We start from the raw sequence: 14,879 nt of genomic DNA, 5'->3' as shown, positions 1-14,879 counted from the left end.
CAGCAGCAGCAGCAGCAGGCGGCGGCGCGCGACTGGACCTGGGCGACGGGAGCTGGCGGCGCGCACACACCGAATGCCATGCAGGGGCCTGCGTCAACATCACCTCCGAAAGCGCCGATTCGGCACTGGCATCAAACTTGAACAGACCGGCCCGACCCTTCTCCAGCCAGCGCAAGCACAACATTGAAAGGATGACCACCCATGCGGTCTCTTGCAGGCTCACTTCTCCACTCTCTGACGATCCCGGCTCTCTCCACCCTGCTGCTCGCGGGCTGTACCAGCGCCGGCCCCTCCGCGGCCGACGGCGACGAAAGCGGGGAGGCCACCGACCCCTGCGCCTCGGCCCCCTGCCAGAACGGCGGCGCCTGCGCCGCGACCGAGAGCGGTTACACCTGCACGTGCGCGCCCGGCTGGACGGGGACGAGCTGCGAGACCAGCATCGACGAATGCGCGCCGAGCCCCTGCCAGAACGGCGGCGCCTGCGCCGCGACCGAGAGCGGTTACACCTGCACGTGCGCGCCCGGCTGGACGGGGACGGACTGCGAGACCAACATCGACGAATGCGCGCCGAGCCCCTGCGTCCACGGCACGTGCAACGATCAGGTCGACGGGTACACCTGCACGTGCGCGCCCGACTGGACGGGGGCGAACTGCGAGACGCCCGTCTGCGTCGCCACCACCTGCACCGCTCAGGGAGCGACCTGCGGCTCGATCGCCGATGGCTGCGGCGAGACGCTCGACTGCGGCTCGTGCGGGTCGGGCTTCACCTGCGAGAGCGGCACCTGCCAGCCCACGGGGCCGACGTGCCCGTGTGATGGCATGCCCGGGTGGGGTCCCCCCACCCCCCCCGTCAAGTGCATCAACTACTCGGGTTCCATGGGCCCCGGCAGCATCTACTACTATCTGAAGAGTGAAGACAATGGCCACGAGGGCCCCTTCGTCGAGTTCGCTGTCAACGGCCAGTTCGGCCCGGAGCCCGACCAGTGCGGATACGTGTCGGTGGCCAACACCCTCACCACCATGCCGCTCACCAGCCAAGATCAGGCGGACGCCTGCGTACAGAGCTTCCTGAGCTTCGCCGGCAGCTGCCCCTGAGCTGGGCGACAGCCCAGGGCGGCGTCTGCAGAGGCTCGCCGTTGCCCCGTGACGGCTCCGGCAAGACGGTGAATCAAGGAGCAACCAGGGGCTAGAGCGCCGAGAGTGCCCTACGTCGCGCCAGCGAGGTGGGCTCATCGAGGAGACGACCGCACCGCCCGCGCCGCCGTGGCGGCCAGACGCTCGTTCACTTCCTCAGGGCGGGAGCGCGGTGATGAAGTCGCGGATGCACGCGATCTCGGTGTCGCTGAGCGCCGCGCCGCCGAACGGCATCCGCTCGTTGCACGGCGGGTCCGGCGTGACCTTCGTGTAGATCGCGCTGGCGTCCGGGTCGCCCGGGACGAGCACCGAGCTGCCGTTGCCGCACACGGACGCCTGGCCCCGGAGCGTGTTCTCCCACCCGGCGGCCAGCGAGAGGCCCGCCAGCTTGGAGTTCTCGTCATGGCAGCCGGCGGTGGCGCACTTCATCGCGACCAGCGCCGGCGCTTCGGAGCATCCGGTCGACCCCCCGCCGGTCGTGGCGCCGCCGCTGCCGGTCACCGCGGCGGTGCCGCCGCTGCCCTGGTCGCCCAGGGGGAACTCGTCCTCGTCCAGGGTCCCAGCGCAGCTCAGGAGGAGCGCGCCGCCGGTCAGCAGGGCGGCCGCGGTGAGCGCGGCGCGCCCGTAAAGGGAAGGCATGAACGTCACGTGCTACCTCTCTCTCAATAGACGTAGGCTCCGGCGAGCCGCAGTCCCAGGTATTGGTCGATGGCCCCGCCTGCGATGTACGCGTCGCCCTGCTCGGGCTGGAACGACGAGAAGAACCGGGCGTACTCGACCATCAGGCGCGCCTCGATGCCGGTCGCGACCGGGACCATCACCCCGGCCAGCGCGCCGATGCCCTGCACGCTCGCCCCGGTGAACCGCTCGTAGACCGGGCCTGACGAGAGCGGCAGGATGTACTCGGCGCCCAGCGCCAGCGCGATCGGGCCGACCGGGACGCGCCCGTCGAGCCCCGCCCGGAACAGGGTGTACGAGACGTTCGGCACCGTCCTGGCGAGGTCCGCCGGCGCGTCGATCTCGAAGGTCAGGAACCGGAGCCCGGCGGAGATCCCGAGCACGGACGCCTCGCCGAGCGACAGCCGCTCCCGGAGCCCCAGGTTGATGCGCTCGTAGGTGGTGCTGATCGGGTCGCCGCTGCCCACCGCCGAGTTGAGGCCGAGCGCCCGCGCATACCCCGCGGTGACCCCGAGGCCCTTGAGCACCGCGATGTCCGTCGACGCGAGCGGGTACAGCTCGCCCGAGACCGACAGCGCGGGCTGTCCGAAGACGCTGTAGGGCGGGAGGTTCTGCGTGCGCGGATCGGAGTAGTCGAACCAGCGGCCGACGAACTCGACGCCGAGCTCGATCGAGAAGAGCGCCGAGCCGGCCTCGTGCGGCTCGCGCTCGCCGCCCTTCCCGCCCTCGTCGGCGTCCCTCTCCTCGCCGCCTTCGACCTTCTCCTCGTCCCCCCCGTTCCCATCCTCGCCTTCGCCTTCCCGGTCGCCCTTCGCCTCGTCCTCCTCGGCGGGCGGCGGCGCGATCTGCGCCAGCGTCGGGCCGAGCAGCTCTTCCAGCGCCCTCTTGCGGTCGTCCCGCGAGCCGCTCAGCGGCACCGCGCTGTCCACGGCGAGGTCGCCGGCGTTCTCGTCGACGTAGACGAGGTGGACCTCTTTCTTCTTCTTCTTGTTGGTCCGCGAGACGCCGTAGATCACCCCTTCTGCCTTCGCAGCCTTGCCTGCCTTGCGGATGCGGTCGATGGCCTTCTTGCGCTGAGCCTTCGACACGAGCGTATCCCCGACGGGCTTGGTCTGGCCGGCGCCTTTCAGCGACTTCGAGAACGCGTCAGGGTCCACGACCCCCAGCGTCTCCGGCACGATGGCGAGGATGTCCTCGCGGATGTCATCCGCGCTCGGGCCTTCGATGCGCACCGCGATCGACTTCGACGCCTTGGGGGCGGCGAGCGCGGCGGGCGTGAGCGCGAACGTCGCGGCGGTCACGGCGGAGAGCCCGAGCAGGATCCGCCCGCAGAGGCTCATGGAAAGGAACAGCGTTGTAGTTCTAATGGGTTTGCGCACGGGCCTCTCGCTAGCGGCAGAGACGTCAACCGGGGCTTGCCCGCGCGTCAGCCTACAGGGGACCTGGACGAGCTTACGCAGGCTGTGGAGTGAAGGCGGCCCCTTCGATGCATGGATAAGTTGCTGGCGTAGCGTCGCTTTTCCAGGGGGGTCGTATCGAAAATTTGTCCGTCAACCGCAGGTCCCGCAGTGTGACGGAACCTGGAGCACCTGATCCCGGACGGGCCGATGTGATGACACCGTGCACCCGAGGAGGGGCTGACCAGAGCCCGCCGCAACATAGGTCACGCCGCACCCAAAGTTGCCGTCCGGCCGCCTTGCCGGATCTCGGAGAATTCCAGTGGACAATAGATCTCACGACAGCCGAACCGAGGCTTGCCGTGGTCTCCAGCGCATTGAAATTGACAAAACGCCAAGCACCATCGATCGGCGATCGCTTCCGTGATGACCGACCGAACGGGATCGGTGCCAAGACCGATCAGATGACGAAGGTCTCGGCGCGCATGACAACCCGCCCGAAGCGAAGCAAAAGGAACCCTGTCGAGGGGAATGTGAACGATCACATGGCCGGTGTCAACGCCAATTGATGGGTCGGCGGGGATATCCCCGAGCCCGAGGGAGGGCAAGGCTGGCGGGGCTCCTCCAGCGCGCCGCGTCAACACTCCGCGCTCGGGCGCCGCGGCCGGCCGCCGCTGCGCGCCCATCGGGATCGAGGATAGCCGCGCGTCGACCGAACCTGGTTGACGCCAGACATGTGAACGTTCACAATACGATTCTCCGAGCTGCCATGACCTGGCTGAGGTTGCTTCTTGCATGACAGGAGACGTCGGATGTCGATGAGCATGAAGCTGATGAGCGCGGTGTTGATGAGCGTCGGCATTGGTTTTGCGGGCGCAGCATGGGCCGCGAACGGGACCGCGGACGTCCCCGGTTCTGTTGCCGAGGGGAAGGATTTTGGCTGCGGTGCAAAAGGACAGAAGGCTTGTCCGATGCAGGGCTGGATGAAGACGGTGATGCAGTCGGCGACCACGAGCGGCGACGGCGCGAAGATCGCGTCGGCGCTGGAATACGTGGCGTCGAAGCCGCCGCCCGGGATGCCCAAGTGGGTCGCGATCTCGAAGGATGGCGCGGAAAAGGCCAAGAAGGGCGATATCGACGGCGCCAAGGCGAGCTGCAAGGCCTGCCACGATCTGTACAAGGCGGAGTACAAGGCGAAGCTCCGCGACGCCGCCTTCTGAGGCGCCTCTCTCTGCTATCCCCCTCTCCGCTCCTCGCGCCGGGCGCGCGCTCTCCTGGCAGCCCCGGCCGTCCCGCCGGGCCGAGGCGAGCGCTGGCCCGGACAGCTCCGTGCGAGCGGGTCCGCCAAACGGAGATCTGGAACCTGCGTGGCAGGTGCGTGCGCGCCGTGATGGATACTTCCGGTCGGCTGGGACACCGAACACCGGTATGCGACGGTTCAAGCTCCGCGCGACGCCCGCCACGGCGACGGCGGCGTCATCGCGCAGACGCTGCTCTGGCTGTGGCGCGGCGACTCGCGCTGAACCCCGGGAGCGACGTCAATTTTGATCACGAACGCCGCCATTGTAACCATCAACGGAGACGCAACTACAAGGAGCTCGATGTTCGGATCGCGCTTGGATTTCCTAGCCTCACCCAGCTTCCTCTAACATTTCATCCTAGCAAGAGCGTTTCATGCCAATCGCAAAACGAATCGGTGTACTACGTTCACTCATGAGCCGCTCGTTTGGCCTTGCGGCGCCGCTCGCGATCGTCGTGGCCAGCGGGTGCACGGGCGTCTTGGGAGTCGAGGGCGAGACGGCCCCGGCGGCCGAGACGCCGCCGGCGGCCGAGTGTGGCGCCCCCCCTGCGCTGGCCAAACCGCGCATCTGGCGGTTGACCAACACCCAGCTTGCCAACACCTTGCGCGACGAGTTCGACATCCAGCCGGCAGCGCTCGCGAACTTGCCGAACGAGGCCAGGCTCGACGGCTTCGCCAACCAGGCCTCAGACCTGCGAATCGCGCCGCTCCTCGCCGACGTATATTTCGCCGTCGGTGAAGAGCTCGGGGCGCACGCGCTGCAGAACCCCGACAAGTTCGGGATCGCTTGCGACGTCGACAGCTTGGCTCCTGGCCCTTGCCTGGACGGTTTCGTCACCGCAACGGGGCAAAAGCTCTGGCGCCGCCCGCTCTCGACGACTGAAGTCACCTCCTTCGGCGCGCTCTTCGCCAAGACCGCTGCGCAGGGCGAAGGTCCTGCCGGAGGCGTCAAGAGCGTCGTGGAGGCGCTGTTCATGTCGCCGAACAGCCTGCACCGCACGGAGCTCGGCACGGTGAAGGATACCGGAGCGGTGACGACGCTGACGGACCACGAGATCGCTTCGTCGCTCTCGTACCTGCTCTGGGATAGCGCGCCGGATGCTGAGCTCACCGCGCTCGCAGATCAAGGGGAGCTGCGCGACCGTACAGCGCTCTTGGCCCAGGCCAAGCGCCTCTTCGATGCACGCGACAAGGCGGCGCCGGCCATGAACCACTTCTTCGAGCAGTGGCTGGAGCTCGAGAGTCTCTCGAATTCGGTGAAAGAGGCCAGCGTTTTTCCGATGGTGACGCCCGAGCTGACCGCCGATTTGAAAGAAGAGCTGCGCCTGTTCACGAACAGCGTACTCTTCGACGAGGGAGCGGATCGTCGCTTCGACTCGCTGTTCACGGGCACGTACGCGTTCGTGAACGAGCGCACCGCTCCGCTCTACGGTTTGAGCGGGGTGACCGGCGACGCCATGGTGCGTCGCGAGCTCAATCCGACGGAACGCCGCGGCATCTTCACCTCGCTACCGTTTCTCTGGGGCCACGCGCACAGCCAAGATACGGGCCTCGTCGGGCGCGGCTCCTACGTCCGCGCAGAGGTCCTATGCCACCGCGTGCCGCTGCCGCCCGGCGGTATTCCGAATCCCGGCCGTTTTGCCGAACCGGACGCCACGGGTCGGCAAAGACTCGGCATTCATGCGAGTCCGGGCTGCGCCGTCTGTCACGATCTGTTCGATGGAATCGGTTTTGCGCTCGAGAACTACGATGCTATCGGTCGCTACAGAACGACGGAGCACGAGCAGCCGATCGATGCAAGCGGCAGCCTGCCGCTGCCGAGCGAGGAGAATGCGCTTCCCGGAATCGTGTTTTCCAACTTCGTGGAGCTCGTGGACGAGTTGGCGCAAAAGCCGGATGTCTACGGCTGCTTCGCCCAGCAGTTCGCCGCCTACGCTTCAGGATACGACTTGCCGGAGCTCGACGCCTGTGAGAAGGAGCGCCTCGTGGACGAATTTGCGCGCTCACAGCACGCGATTGATCAATTGGTGCTGAGCGTGATCGCGTCGCCCAGCTTCATCGACCGGAGGAACTAGGAGTTCGCCATGCGCAACGTAAAATTTTCCCGGCGTACGATGCTTCGTGGCCTCGGCTACGGAACGATCTTCTGTTCTGGGCTGGCCGACAACCTCTACGCCCAAACCGTTCCGCGAATCACGCGCGTCGCCATGTTCGGCTACGCAAATGGCTCTCAGTATCAATCGGAGCCGACCGGAGGCGAAAGAAATTTCGTGCTCAAGCCGCACATGGCGCCGCTCGAAGCGGTGCGCGACGACATCCTGGTGTTCAAGAACCTGACGCTCAAACGCGACGGCGGTAACGCGCACCGCTCGGCGTCGTTTTCGGTGTTCGGCCTCGGCGCGCGGACCAGCATCGACCAGGAGTTCGCCAGGTTCCTCAAGGACACGACCCCCCTGGCATCGCTGGAGATCGCGGTCGGTCAGACGTCCGGCGACGGCGGCGTCATCCCCGGACTGTCTCAGGTCGATGGCAGGTTCATCCCCAGCGTGAAAAACCCGCTGGCTGCGTATCAGCGCATCGCCGACCGCATCAGCGGGGGCGGCATGTCCATGGACACGCCGAACGCCGCCGAGCAGGCGCTGCTCCGCCGTCAGAGCGTGCTCGACTTCATCAAGGACGATGTCCGGTCCTTCCGCGGGCGGCTCGGGCCGGAGGAAGCCTCCAAGATGGACTTCTACCTCGAGTCGCTGCGCACGCTCGAACGCGATGTCGGCGGCAGCATCCCCACAGAGAGCTCGTGCAAGCAGATCGGGTCGACGCTGCTCAGCAAGGACACCATGATGAACGACATGCCGGAGCACAGCCGGCTGTATCTCGACATCATGGCGATGGCTTTCGCCTGCAACATCACTCGCGTGGCGACCATGATGTGGGGCGGCGGCGAAAACAACGAAGCCGTCAAGTTCGGTGACATCGATATCTCAGCCTGGCACTCCGTCTCACACGGCGATCCGGACGGCGCTCCTGGACAACAAATCACCCGGCTCCAGGCCTATTTCGCGGGAGAGTTCCGCTATTTCATCGAAAAGCTGAAAGGCCTTTCCGACGGCGAGTTCTCGGTGCTCGACAACACCGCAGCGGTTCTTTGCACCCAGAACGGCAGCAGCCAGTTGGGCTCCGGCCAGAACTTCGCCGAGACCGACCACCCGCCCCAACACGCACCTTTCGTGGTTGCCGGCAGCTGTGGAGGTGCTTGGGCGACCGGGCGCCTGCTCGACGCCGGTGGGCGCAATCACAACGACGTTTATGTCAGCATTGCCCGGGCGATCGGCATGGACGTGACGTCTGTCGGCCGCGCTGACTGGTGTCGAGGTCCGCTCATCACTTAGCTGGCGGCCGATCGCGGCGCGACAACGGCAGTGCCGCGCCGCTCCGCGGGTTCCCAATCCCGTGACCGAGCCCCGCAGGCTGTGGAGTGAAGGCGCGCGCGCCCGTCGGCATCGTAGGCGCGAAATCCACGCTCAGAGCGGGTTCGTCTAGCGCCACACGCATCCGCAGGTGCTGACACACCGCCCCTCAGCGAGGACGACCACGCCATGGCGCATGGGCGCCAGAGGTCCGGAAGGACGGTCCTTTCGGCGCGCTCCCCCTCCCCTCATCGCCGCGCCGCCCCTACGACGCCGCGCGACGCGGCAGTCCGCCGCCCACGAGGACCCATGGGACGAACCTTCTCCGAGCTGGACGACGACCTCATCGGCTTCCTGGCCGAGCAGCGCCTCTTCTTCGTGGCCTCCGCCCCCTCGGGCAGCGGCGGGCACGTCAACCTGTCGCCGAAGGGGCACGACACCTTCCGCGTGCTCGACCCGCGGACCGTGGCCTACCTCGACCTGACCGGCAGCGGCGCTATCGGCTGGAGAAGAACACGACGAGCATCGACGGCCTGCCGGGCCTGCCCCCGCCGTCGGAAAATGCGTGATCCTTCCGCTGACCCTCTCCTCGCCAGGCCTCGTCCCCGCCGAGCTTCCCACGGGCGAAGGTTCGCCATTTCCTTCTACGGAACATGGTGTCAAGGTGCATCCGGGTCCCCCTGACGCCTCGCGGGTGAGGCGCCCGGAGACACGACGAGAGGAGAGGAAATGAGCGGCGGGCTGTTTTCGAATGACGCGATCGCGACCGCACCGGGCTGCGCCGCCGCGGCCATCGCTTGGCGCTATCGGGGCCGTATCCATGCGACGATCGTGGTCAAGGCGACATTTTGCCTCGTGCCCGACGGCACCATGCGACGGGTCGAGCCCGAGCGCATCGTCGAGCACGACGTCCCGCATCACGACGACCCGAGCAGCAGCGCCCGAATCACCCGCGATCTGGCGCCTCATCTGACCAAGGTCGATGTCGTCCTGACGGGACACGCCTACTCACCCACCGAAGCGCCTGCGCGGTCGGTGCAGGTGGGCTTGGCCGTGGCCGACGAGGGGCGCACGCTCCTGCAGAAGTCGCTCGTGGTCCGCCACACCGCGGCATTCCAGCGAGTTCCTCTCGTGTACGAGCGGGCGTTCGGCGGGGCGGGGTATTTCGACAACCCCGTCGGTCTGGGGGCGCTCCCCGGTGACGGGCAGCCCAACCTCGTCGCGCCGGCCGAGCCGCGCAGGCCCGCGTGTCTCGGCCCGATCGGCGGGACATGGCCCTCCCGGCGCAAGCTCCTCGGCGCGTGCCAGAGGACGAGCATCGAAGCTCCGTTCGCGGACATCCCCGATGATTTTGCGTGGGAATACTTCCAGGCAGCGCCGCCCGACCAGCGGCTCGACCGCCTGCGCGGCGGTGAGTGGATCGTGCTCCACGGGGTGCGCCCCGGCGTGCCGCGCCTCGCCACGAGGGTGCCGCGCGCGCGCGGCCTCGCGAGCGTCTCCGGATTGACCGAACACGGCATCTCGGATGGGACGCTCGTGCTCACCGCGGACACGCTCCGTATCGACGCCGATCAGGAGCGGTGCACGCTCGTGTGGCGCGGGCAACTCGCGCTGCCCAGCCGCCTGGCGCTCGCGTCCCTGCGAGCGGTCGCGTCCGTGGAGGTCGAGGGAGAGCCGCGGTCATGGCCCGAGAGCTCGACGCCGGCTGCGAGGGCGCAGCCGGCGCCGATCCCCGCGGTCTCCGGCAAGTCGGAGGCCGGGGCCACCGCCGGCGCCGCGCGGCACGGCGGTGCGCCTTCGAAGGCGCGCCTGCTCCACACCGTGCCGCTGGAGGATGAGCCCGAGGGGGCGCCGCGCCCGAAGGCCGCCACGCTGCCGTTCCGTCCGGACCTGCCGCCGGCGCTTCCACCGGCGCCGGCGCCTCTGCCTCGGCGCCGAGGACGCGAAGACGTCCTCCTCACGCAACCTTTCCCCTCCGCCACGGGGATGGGGTCGCAGGTGCCGGAGCGCGACGCGCTGCCGTTCGTGGTGAATCGTCCGTCGGACGGCGCGCCGCCCCCCGTTCGCGGCGCATCTCCCGCCGAGATCGAAGAACCAGCGCACCGCGCGCCTGCCGTCGAGCGCGACGGCGCTGCTTCGCCGGCCGCGGAGCCTCCCCTGCCCGATAGCCCGCTGCAAGCGGCGCCGGGGCCCGAGGCGTCGCCGGCGGGTTCGGCGGTGCCCCCGAGCCCCGCGGCGCCGCGGGCCGCCGGGGCCGCGCCCAGGAGGTTTTACGCGGCGGAGCCGGCGGCCCTCTCCGAGGGTGAGCCTCCGCCGCCGGCGCCGCAGCCACCGCCGCGAGCGCCGGAGGCTCCCGTTCGTTCGGTGGACGTGAAGCGCGTGCTCTACGGCCGCTTCACCCGGTGACCGCCATCGCGGCGGAACATCGGGCGAGAATGGCCGTATCGCTTGACGTGGTCGGCATTCCGCGGTTTCTTGATATCCATGTCGGCAAAACACCCGCTCACCATCCGCCTGGAATCCGCGGCGTTCCGCTGCGATCACGTGCGGGTCCGCACGCTCCGCGGCCGTGAGGCCATCTCGCAGCTCTTCTCGTTCCAGCTCTCGATCGTGTGCCTCGATCCCGAGGGGCTGCCGAGGGACGAGGTCGTGGGCGCCGAGGTGACGATCGTCATGGAGCGGGACGGCGTCGTGCTCAGGCGTGTTCACGGCATGATCGCCGAGCTCGTGGACCGCCTGGAGGTCGAGGCGGAGCACCGGAGCTACGATCTGCTCCTCGTCCCGCGCGCGTGGCGCCTCACGCTGGTCGAGACGCAGGAGATCTTGATGGATCTCACCATCCCACAGATGATCCAGCAGAAGATCGAGCTCGTGGGCATCGCGGCGGATTTCCAGCAGCGGCTCCTCGAGGCCTATCCGCCGCGCGAGTTCGTCGTGCAGTACAGGGAGAGCGACCTCGCGTTCATCTCGCGCCTCGCGGAGCACCTCGGGATCAGCTTCTTCTTCGAGCACGGCGAGGAGCGCGAGGTGCTGGTGCTCACCGATCACATGGCGGGGTTCGGCGCCGTGGGCGACGGCGGCGACGTGCCTTTCCGGCCCAGGGGCGAGCAGCGCGACGTCTTCTCGCTGGAGGTGAAGACACGCCTCATCCCGGCCGGGTACGTCGTACAGGACTACAACTATCGACATCCGCGCATCGACCTGACGGCGCACCACGAGCTCCCCGCGGCATACGCGGGAGGCGTCGTGGAGTACGGCACGCACTTCAAGACGCCGGAAGAAGGGAAATTCTTCGCTCGGGTCCGCGCCGAAGAGCGCCAGTCCACGCGCGATGTCTATGTCGGGGAGAGCGAACTCCCCGCCTTCGGCGCCGGCCTCCGGTTCACGCTGGAGGGACACCGCCACGTGGAGGAGAGCGGCCTCCTGCTCGTCGAGGTCGAGCACGAGGCGAACCAGGTCGTGGGGGGGCACGGCGGCGTCGAGAGCGCGCCTTCCTACAGGAACTCGTTTCGCGCGATCCCCGCGGGCCGCGCGTACAGGCCGCCCAGGATCACGCCGAGGCCGCGGATCCACGGGCTGCTCAGCGGGGTCGTGGAGTCGAACGCGGTGGGGCGGCGCGCGCGGATCGATCCGAAGGGCAGGTACACCGTCCAGTTCCATTTCGACACGGCGGCGGGCGGCGGCGCCAAGGCGTCGCGGCCGGTGCGCATGGCGCAGCCGCACGCAGGACCGGGCTACGGCATGCATTTCCCTGTCAAGCCGGGCACGGAGGTGCTGCTCGGGTTCATCGACGGCGATCCTGACAGGCCGATCATCGTCGGGGCCATCCCCAACGAGTCGGCGCCATCCCCGGTCACGGCCTCGAACGCGCACGTCAATCAGATCAGGACCGTCTCGGGCATCGTCGTCGAGCTCGACGATTACGTCTGATCACGACGCGGAGCCCAGCGCTCGGCGCCTACATCCTCGGGAAGAGCGACGACCCCCGCCGGAGGGCCGGGATCAACTGCCGAGGTTGTGCTTTTTGCCATTGAAATTCAGGGCATTGGCGTCCAAGCGGAGCCGACTGTCCTTGGTGTGTTGCAGCACGGCTTTACCCTGCGAGAGAATCACCGCGCCGGCGCCGCGTCGCTCCAGAGCGGCGCTCTCCTGGTTCAGGACCAGCTGGCCGCCGTCCTCGAAGTTGAGCGTCAAGTCCTTGTCGGAGAGCTCCAGATAAGATTTTCCGGCAAAGACGGAGAACTTCTTGGCATGGATCTCGATGCCGTCATGTGTGATGCGGAGCTGGTTGTCGCCCACGTTGAGCTCGATGGTGCCCTCAGCCTCCGTAGCGCCGACGTCGATCTGGAGCGACGTTGCCGCTTCGAGGAGGATTAGACTCGTGCGCGGCTCCTTCGCTGAACCCTTGCGGCTGCCGATCGTGATCGCATCCCCCTTGAGCGCGATCGTGCCACCGGTCTGGTGCTTGTTGGTCGACGCCTCGATCGAGACATCTTCCGCGGAGTGCACGTTCACCGACTTGCTACCGAACACCTTCACGGAGCCCGTCGCGGCCGTGATGCCGACGTCGTCCCCCGCCCAGATCGTCGCGTCGATCAGGCCGAAGATCGCCGGGTACAAGGAAACGAGGGCGAGCCCCGCCACGCCGTGGACGACGGTATACGCGGGGCTGAAGATCGAGATGCCGCCCGCCCCGAAGAGCGTGACGCCCGGGACCACGGCGGCGGCGCCCAACGCGCCGAAGACGGGGGCGGAGCAGGCCACGGCCGCGCCGGCGATCTCCAGGAACTGCTTCCTGCGCGGCGTCTCGGCGCGATCTTCCCGGTAGCTCTGCACCGCGTCGTAGGCGAGCTTGCTAGCGACGAGCATGTCGAACACGGTGAAGGTGATTGCAAGGGCGTCAATCGCCCCGGTGTCCGGCGTGCTGTCGAACGTTGCACCGTCGTCCCGCTTGACCTTGAGGCCGGCGCTGATGGTGACGCCGCCCTTTCCCGCCACGTACGCCGTGCCGTTCGAGCTGAGGATCGCTTTCCCGCTCGATCCTTGCTGGTGCAGCTGCGCGAAGCCGTCTCCAGCTTCGCCGCCGTCGGCCTGGAGAAAGACGTCTCCGCCCGCTTGCGCCAAGATACGCCCGTTGCGCGCGCTGAGGTAGATGTTCGAGTCGGCGTCGAGGCCGCAGCCGTCGACGTTCGAGAAGGTGCCCGCCGGGCTGCTGGTGACGCCGGCCCCGAGGAAGAGGCGCGCGTGGTCGAACGGCACCTCGACCTTGAAGCGCTGTGCGTCCGTGTCCACGAAGTCGAGGTCGCCGGGGACGACACCGGTCCCCGAGAGCGATGCGGAGAGCGGCGAGCCCGAGAGGCGGAGCGTGGCCTGGGCGGGGCCGATCGCATCCGGCACGTAGGTGACCGCGATCACCGTCGGCACCGACGTGCTCGGCACCCTCGCGGGTGAGATCGTGAACGTGCCCCCGACCTCCGGGCTCAGCACGAGCTCGACGTCGCTGCCGGTCGCATTCGTGACGAAGAGCACCTCCACGCGGCGCTGCCCGACAGGCACGTCGCCGAAGGCGATCGCGCTGGGCTCGATCGCCAGGCTCGGGATGCTCGTGCCGGAGAGCGCGCAGCGCCCGAGCTCGCCCGACTGGCCTGTCGCCGTCAGGGTCGCCCTGTGCGTGCCTTCGGCCGCCGACTGGTATTGCAGGAACAACTCGGCCTCTTGCCCGGCGTCGACGGTCGTCGTGTCGCTCAGGACGCTGAACTCGGCGGTGCCGGGATCGAGCGCGAGGCTTACCGCCTCGTCCGTGCCGTTCTGCACCACGACCACGCGCACGTCGGCCGCCCCTGCGGGCACGGGCCCGAAGCGCAGCGCGGCGGGGGAGAAGGTCAATGAGCCCGATCTGCTGGTGGGGTCGGCGGTCGGCTGGGTCGACGTCATGGCGCGCCCACTATGCCGGAAGACGGCCCCGGCCCATACCCCTAAGCGCAGCCTTCTGCTATACGGCCCGGATGGGCAGCCCCGAAGACGCCGAGAGCGCGATCAAAGCAATGCAAGAGGCCATGAAGGCGAGCGGCGCCGCGACCCCTGCCGAGCCGGGCGCGATGCCGATCGACTGGTCCACGGAGGCGACGCCCGCCGCGGCGAACGGCGTGCAGGTCCTGCACTCGCCGCGCCAGTTCGCCGTCGTGTTCACCGAGCACGCGCCGTTCCCGGGCCGCAACGCGCTCGATGGGCGCGCCGGGGCGGAGCGCGCGCGTGTGGTCTCCTCGCTGCGGCTCGACCCCGAGACGTATTTCCAGGCCCTCTGCGTGATGGCGTCGAACTGGAACCGCTTCGTGGAGGCGCATATCCCGCCGCAGATGCGACAGCCGCGCTTCAAGCTGCTCGACGCCGGCGACGGGCAGCTCTACGGGATCAAGCGTCCCAAGGAAGAAGACGACGGCGCGTGACGCGGAGGAGGGACCATTTCCCCCTGGGCGCCCGGCGCCTCCGGTAGGATGGTGCGTGTGCCGGGCCGGCGCCGAGGAGCCACGATGACCGCAGACGCCGTCGTCACGAGCCGCGCTCATCTGATGGAGCTCTGCGCCCAGGGCAGGGCGCGGGGTGTGCGCGTCGAGGCGCTGGACCTCCGCGCATCGACCTGACCGCGCATCACGAGCTTCCTGCGGCGTACGCGGGAGGCGTCGTGGAGTACGTCGACACCGAGGCGGGCGGCGGCGCCAAGGCGTCGCGGCCGGTGCGCATGGCGCAGCCGCACGCAGGACCGGGCTACGGCATGCATTTCCCTGTCAAGCCGGGCACGGAGGTGCTGCTCGGGTTCATCGACGGCGATCCTGACAGGCCGATCATCGTCGGGGCCATCCCCAACGAGTCGGCGCCATCCCCGGTCACGGCCTCGAACGCGCACGTCAACCAGATCAGGACCGTCTCGGGCATCGTCATCGAGCTCGACGATTACGTCTGATC

General features: G+C 68.3%; 12 protein-coding genes and 1 pseudogene. 10 read left to right on the top strand and 3 right to left on the bottom strand.

Features of this window, described 5'->3' with window-relative positions; all coding sequences use genetic code 11:
• The first annotated feature begins 201 nt into the window (after positions 1-201).
• A complete protein-coding gene (locus WMF22_RS12445; RefSeq protein WP_438035897.1) occupies positions 202-1,095 on the top strand; it encodes a calcium-binding EGF-like domain-containing protein in 894 nt (297 codons plus the stop codon).
• A 195-nt stretch (positions 1,096-1,290) separates the two neighbouring features.
• On the opposite strand, the gene WMF22_RS12440 is transcribed toward WMF22_RS12445, so the two are convergent.
• Positions 1,291-1,773: a hypothetical protein gene (locus WMF22_RS12440; RefSeq protein ID WP_438035896.1), complete on the bottom strand. Its 483-nt coding sequence runs from the start codon at positions 1,771-1,773 to the stop codon at positions 1,291-1,293.
• A 23-nt stretch (positions 1,774-1,796) separates the two neighbouring features.
• Positions 1,797-3,152, bottom strand: a complete 1,356-nt coding sequence (locus tag WMF22_RS12435) for a hypothetical protein (protein ID WP_438035895.1) — start codon at positions 3,150-3,152, stop codon at positions 1,797-1,799.
• Positions 3,153-3,571: 419 nt separating this feature from the next.
• Between WMF22_RS12435 and WMF22_RS12430 the strand changes: the two genes are divergently transcribed.
• From WMF22_RS12430 to WMF22_RS12400, 7 genes and pseudogenes are all read left to right on the top strand, one after another.
• Positions 3,572-3,778 (top strand): hypothetical protein, encoded by a 207-nt coding sequence (locus WMF22_RS12430; RefSeq protein WP_438035894.1) that lies wholly within the window; start codon positions 3,572-3,574, stop codon positions 3,776-3,778.
• Positions 3,779-4,021: 243 nt separating this feature from the next.
• Complete coding sequence (locus tag WMF22_RS12425) at positions 4,022-4,429, top strand: hypothetical protein (RefSeq protein ID WP_012234903.1); 408 nt, start codon at positions 4,022-4,024, stop codon at positions 4,427-4,429.
• A 493-nt stretch (positions 4,430-4,922) separates the two neighbouring features.
• Complete coding sequence (locus WMF22_RS12420) at positions 4,923-6,584, top strand: DUF1592 domain-containing protein (protein WP_438035893.1); 1,662 nt, start codon at positions 4,923-4,925, stop codon at positions 6,582-6,584.
• Positions 6,585-6,593: 9 nt separating this feature from the next.
• Positions 6,594-7,898, top strand: a complete 1,305-nt coding sequence (locus WMF22_RS12415) for a DUF1552 domain-containing protein (RefSeq protein WP_438035892.1) — start codon at positions 6,594-6,596, stop codon at positions 7,896-7,898.
• A gap of 327 nt (positions 7,899-8,225) precedes the next feature.
• Positions 8,226-8,411, top strand: a pseudogene (locus WMF22_RS12410) (pyridoxamine 5'-phosphate oxidase family protein); the annotation flags it as partial.
• Between the two features lie 234 nt (positions 8,412-8,645).
• The gene (locus WMF22_RS12405) at positions 8,646-10,322 is read left to right on the top strand and encodes a DUF2169 domain-containing protein (RefSeq protein WP_438035891.1); all 1,677 of its coding nucleotides are present in this window, start codon (positions 8,646-8,648) and stop codon (positions 10,320-10,322) included.
• A gap of 78 nt (positions 10,323-10,400) precedes the next feature.
• Entirely contained in the window at positions 10,401-11,846 is a 1,446-nt protein-coding gene (locus tag WMF22_RS12400) for a type VI secretion system Vgr family protein (RefSeq protein WP_438035890.1), read from the top strand.
• A 72-nt stretch (positions 11,847-11,918) separates the two neighbouring features.
• Here the strand turns inward: WMF22_RS12400 and WMF22_RS12395 are convergent, their stop codons facing one another.
• Positions 11,919-13,850 carry a hypothetical protein gene (locus WMF22_RS12395; RefSeq protein WP_438035889.1) on the bottom strand — a complete coding sequence of 644 codons (1,932 nt, stop codon included), beginning with the start codon at positions 13,848-13,850 and terminating at the stop codon, positions 11,919-11,921.
• A 71-nt stretch (positions 13,851-13,921) separates the two neighbouring features.
• On the opposite strand from WMF22_RS12395, the gene WMF22_RS12390 reads away from it, so the two are divergent.
• Together WMF22_RS12390 and WMF22_RS12385 are read left to right on the top strand one after the other, a co-directional pair.
• Positions 13,922-14,362 carry a hypothetical protein gene (locus WMF22_RS12390; RefSeq protein WP_437717235.1) on the top strand — a complete coding sequence of 147 codons (441 nt, stop codon included), beginning with the start codon at positions 13,922-13,924 and terminating at the stop codon, positions 14,360-14,362.
• A 236-nt stretch (positions 14,363-14,598) separates the two neighbouring features.
• Positions 14,599-14,877: a phage baseplate assembly protein V gene (locus WMF22_RS12385; RefSeq protein ID WP_438035888.1), complete on the top strand. Its 279-nt coding sequence runs from the start codon at positions 14,599-14,601 to the stop codon at positions 14,875-14,877.
• Positions 14,878-14,879: the final 2 nt, after the last annotated feature.

It is taken from the genome of Sorangium sp. So ce204 (assembly GCF_051526795.1).
Classification (GTDB): Bacteria; Myxococcota_A; Polyangia; order Polyangiales; family Polyangiaceae; genus Sorangium; species Sorangium cellulosum_B.
The sequence above is the reverse complement of the archived record's forward strand: the minus strand, read 5'-3'. Positions and strand labels throughout refer to the sequence as shown.

Bases quoted from the DNA above. Each gene is read 5' to 3' on its own strand.
- WMF22_RS12445 (WP_438035897.1), top strand. From the start codon at position 202: ATGCGGTCTCTTGCAGGCTCACTTCTCCACTCTCTGACGATCCCGGCT.
- WMF22_RS12440 (WP_438035896.1), bottom strand. From the start codon at position 1,773: ATGCCTTCCCTTTACGGGCGCGCCGCGCTCACCGCGGCCGCCCTGCTG.
- WMF22_RS12435 (WP_438035895.1), bottom strand. From the start codon at position 3,152: ATGAGCCTCTGCGGGCGGATCCTGCTCGGGCTCTCCGCCGTGACCGCC.
- WMF22_RS12425 (WP_012234903.1), top strand. From the start codon at position 4,022: ATGTCGATGAGCATGAAGCTGATGAGCGCGGTGTTGATGAGCGTCGGC.
- WMF22_RS12420 (WP_438035893.1), top strand. From the start codon at position 4,923: ATGAGCCGCTCGTTTGGCCTTGCGGCGCCGCTCGCGATCGTCGTGGCC.
- WMF22_RS12415 (WP_438035892.1), top strand. From the start codon at position 6,594: ATGCGCAACGTAAAATTTTCCCGGCGTACGATGCTTCGTGGCCTCGGC.
- WMF22_RS12405 (WP_438035891.1), top strand. From the start codon at position 8,646: ATGAGCGGCGGGCTGTTTTCGAATGACGCGATCGCGACCGCACCGGGC.
- WMF22_RS12400 (WP_438035890.1), top strand. From the start codon at position 10,401: ATGTCGGCAAAACACCCGCTCACCATCCGCCTGGAATCCGCGGCGTTC.
- WMF22_RS12395 (WP_438035889.1), bottom strand. From the start codon at position 13,850: ATGACGTCGACCCAGCCGACCGCCGACCCCACCAGCAGATCGGGCTCA.
- WMF22_RS12390 (WP_437717235.1), top strand. From the start codon at position 13,922: ATGGGCAGCCCCGAAGACGCCGAGAGCGCGATCAAAGCAATGCAAGAG.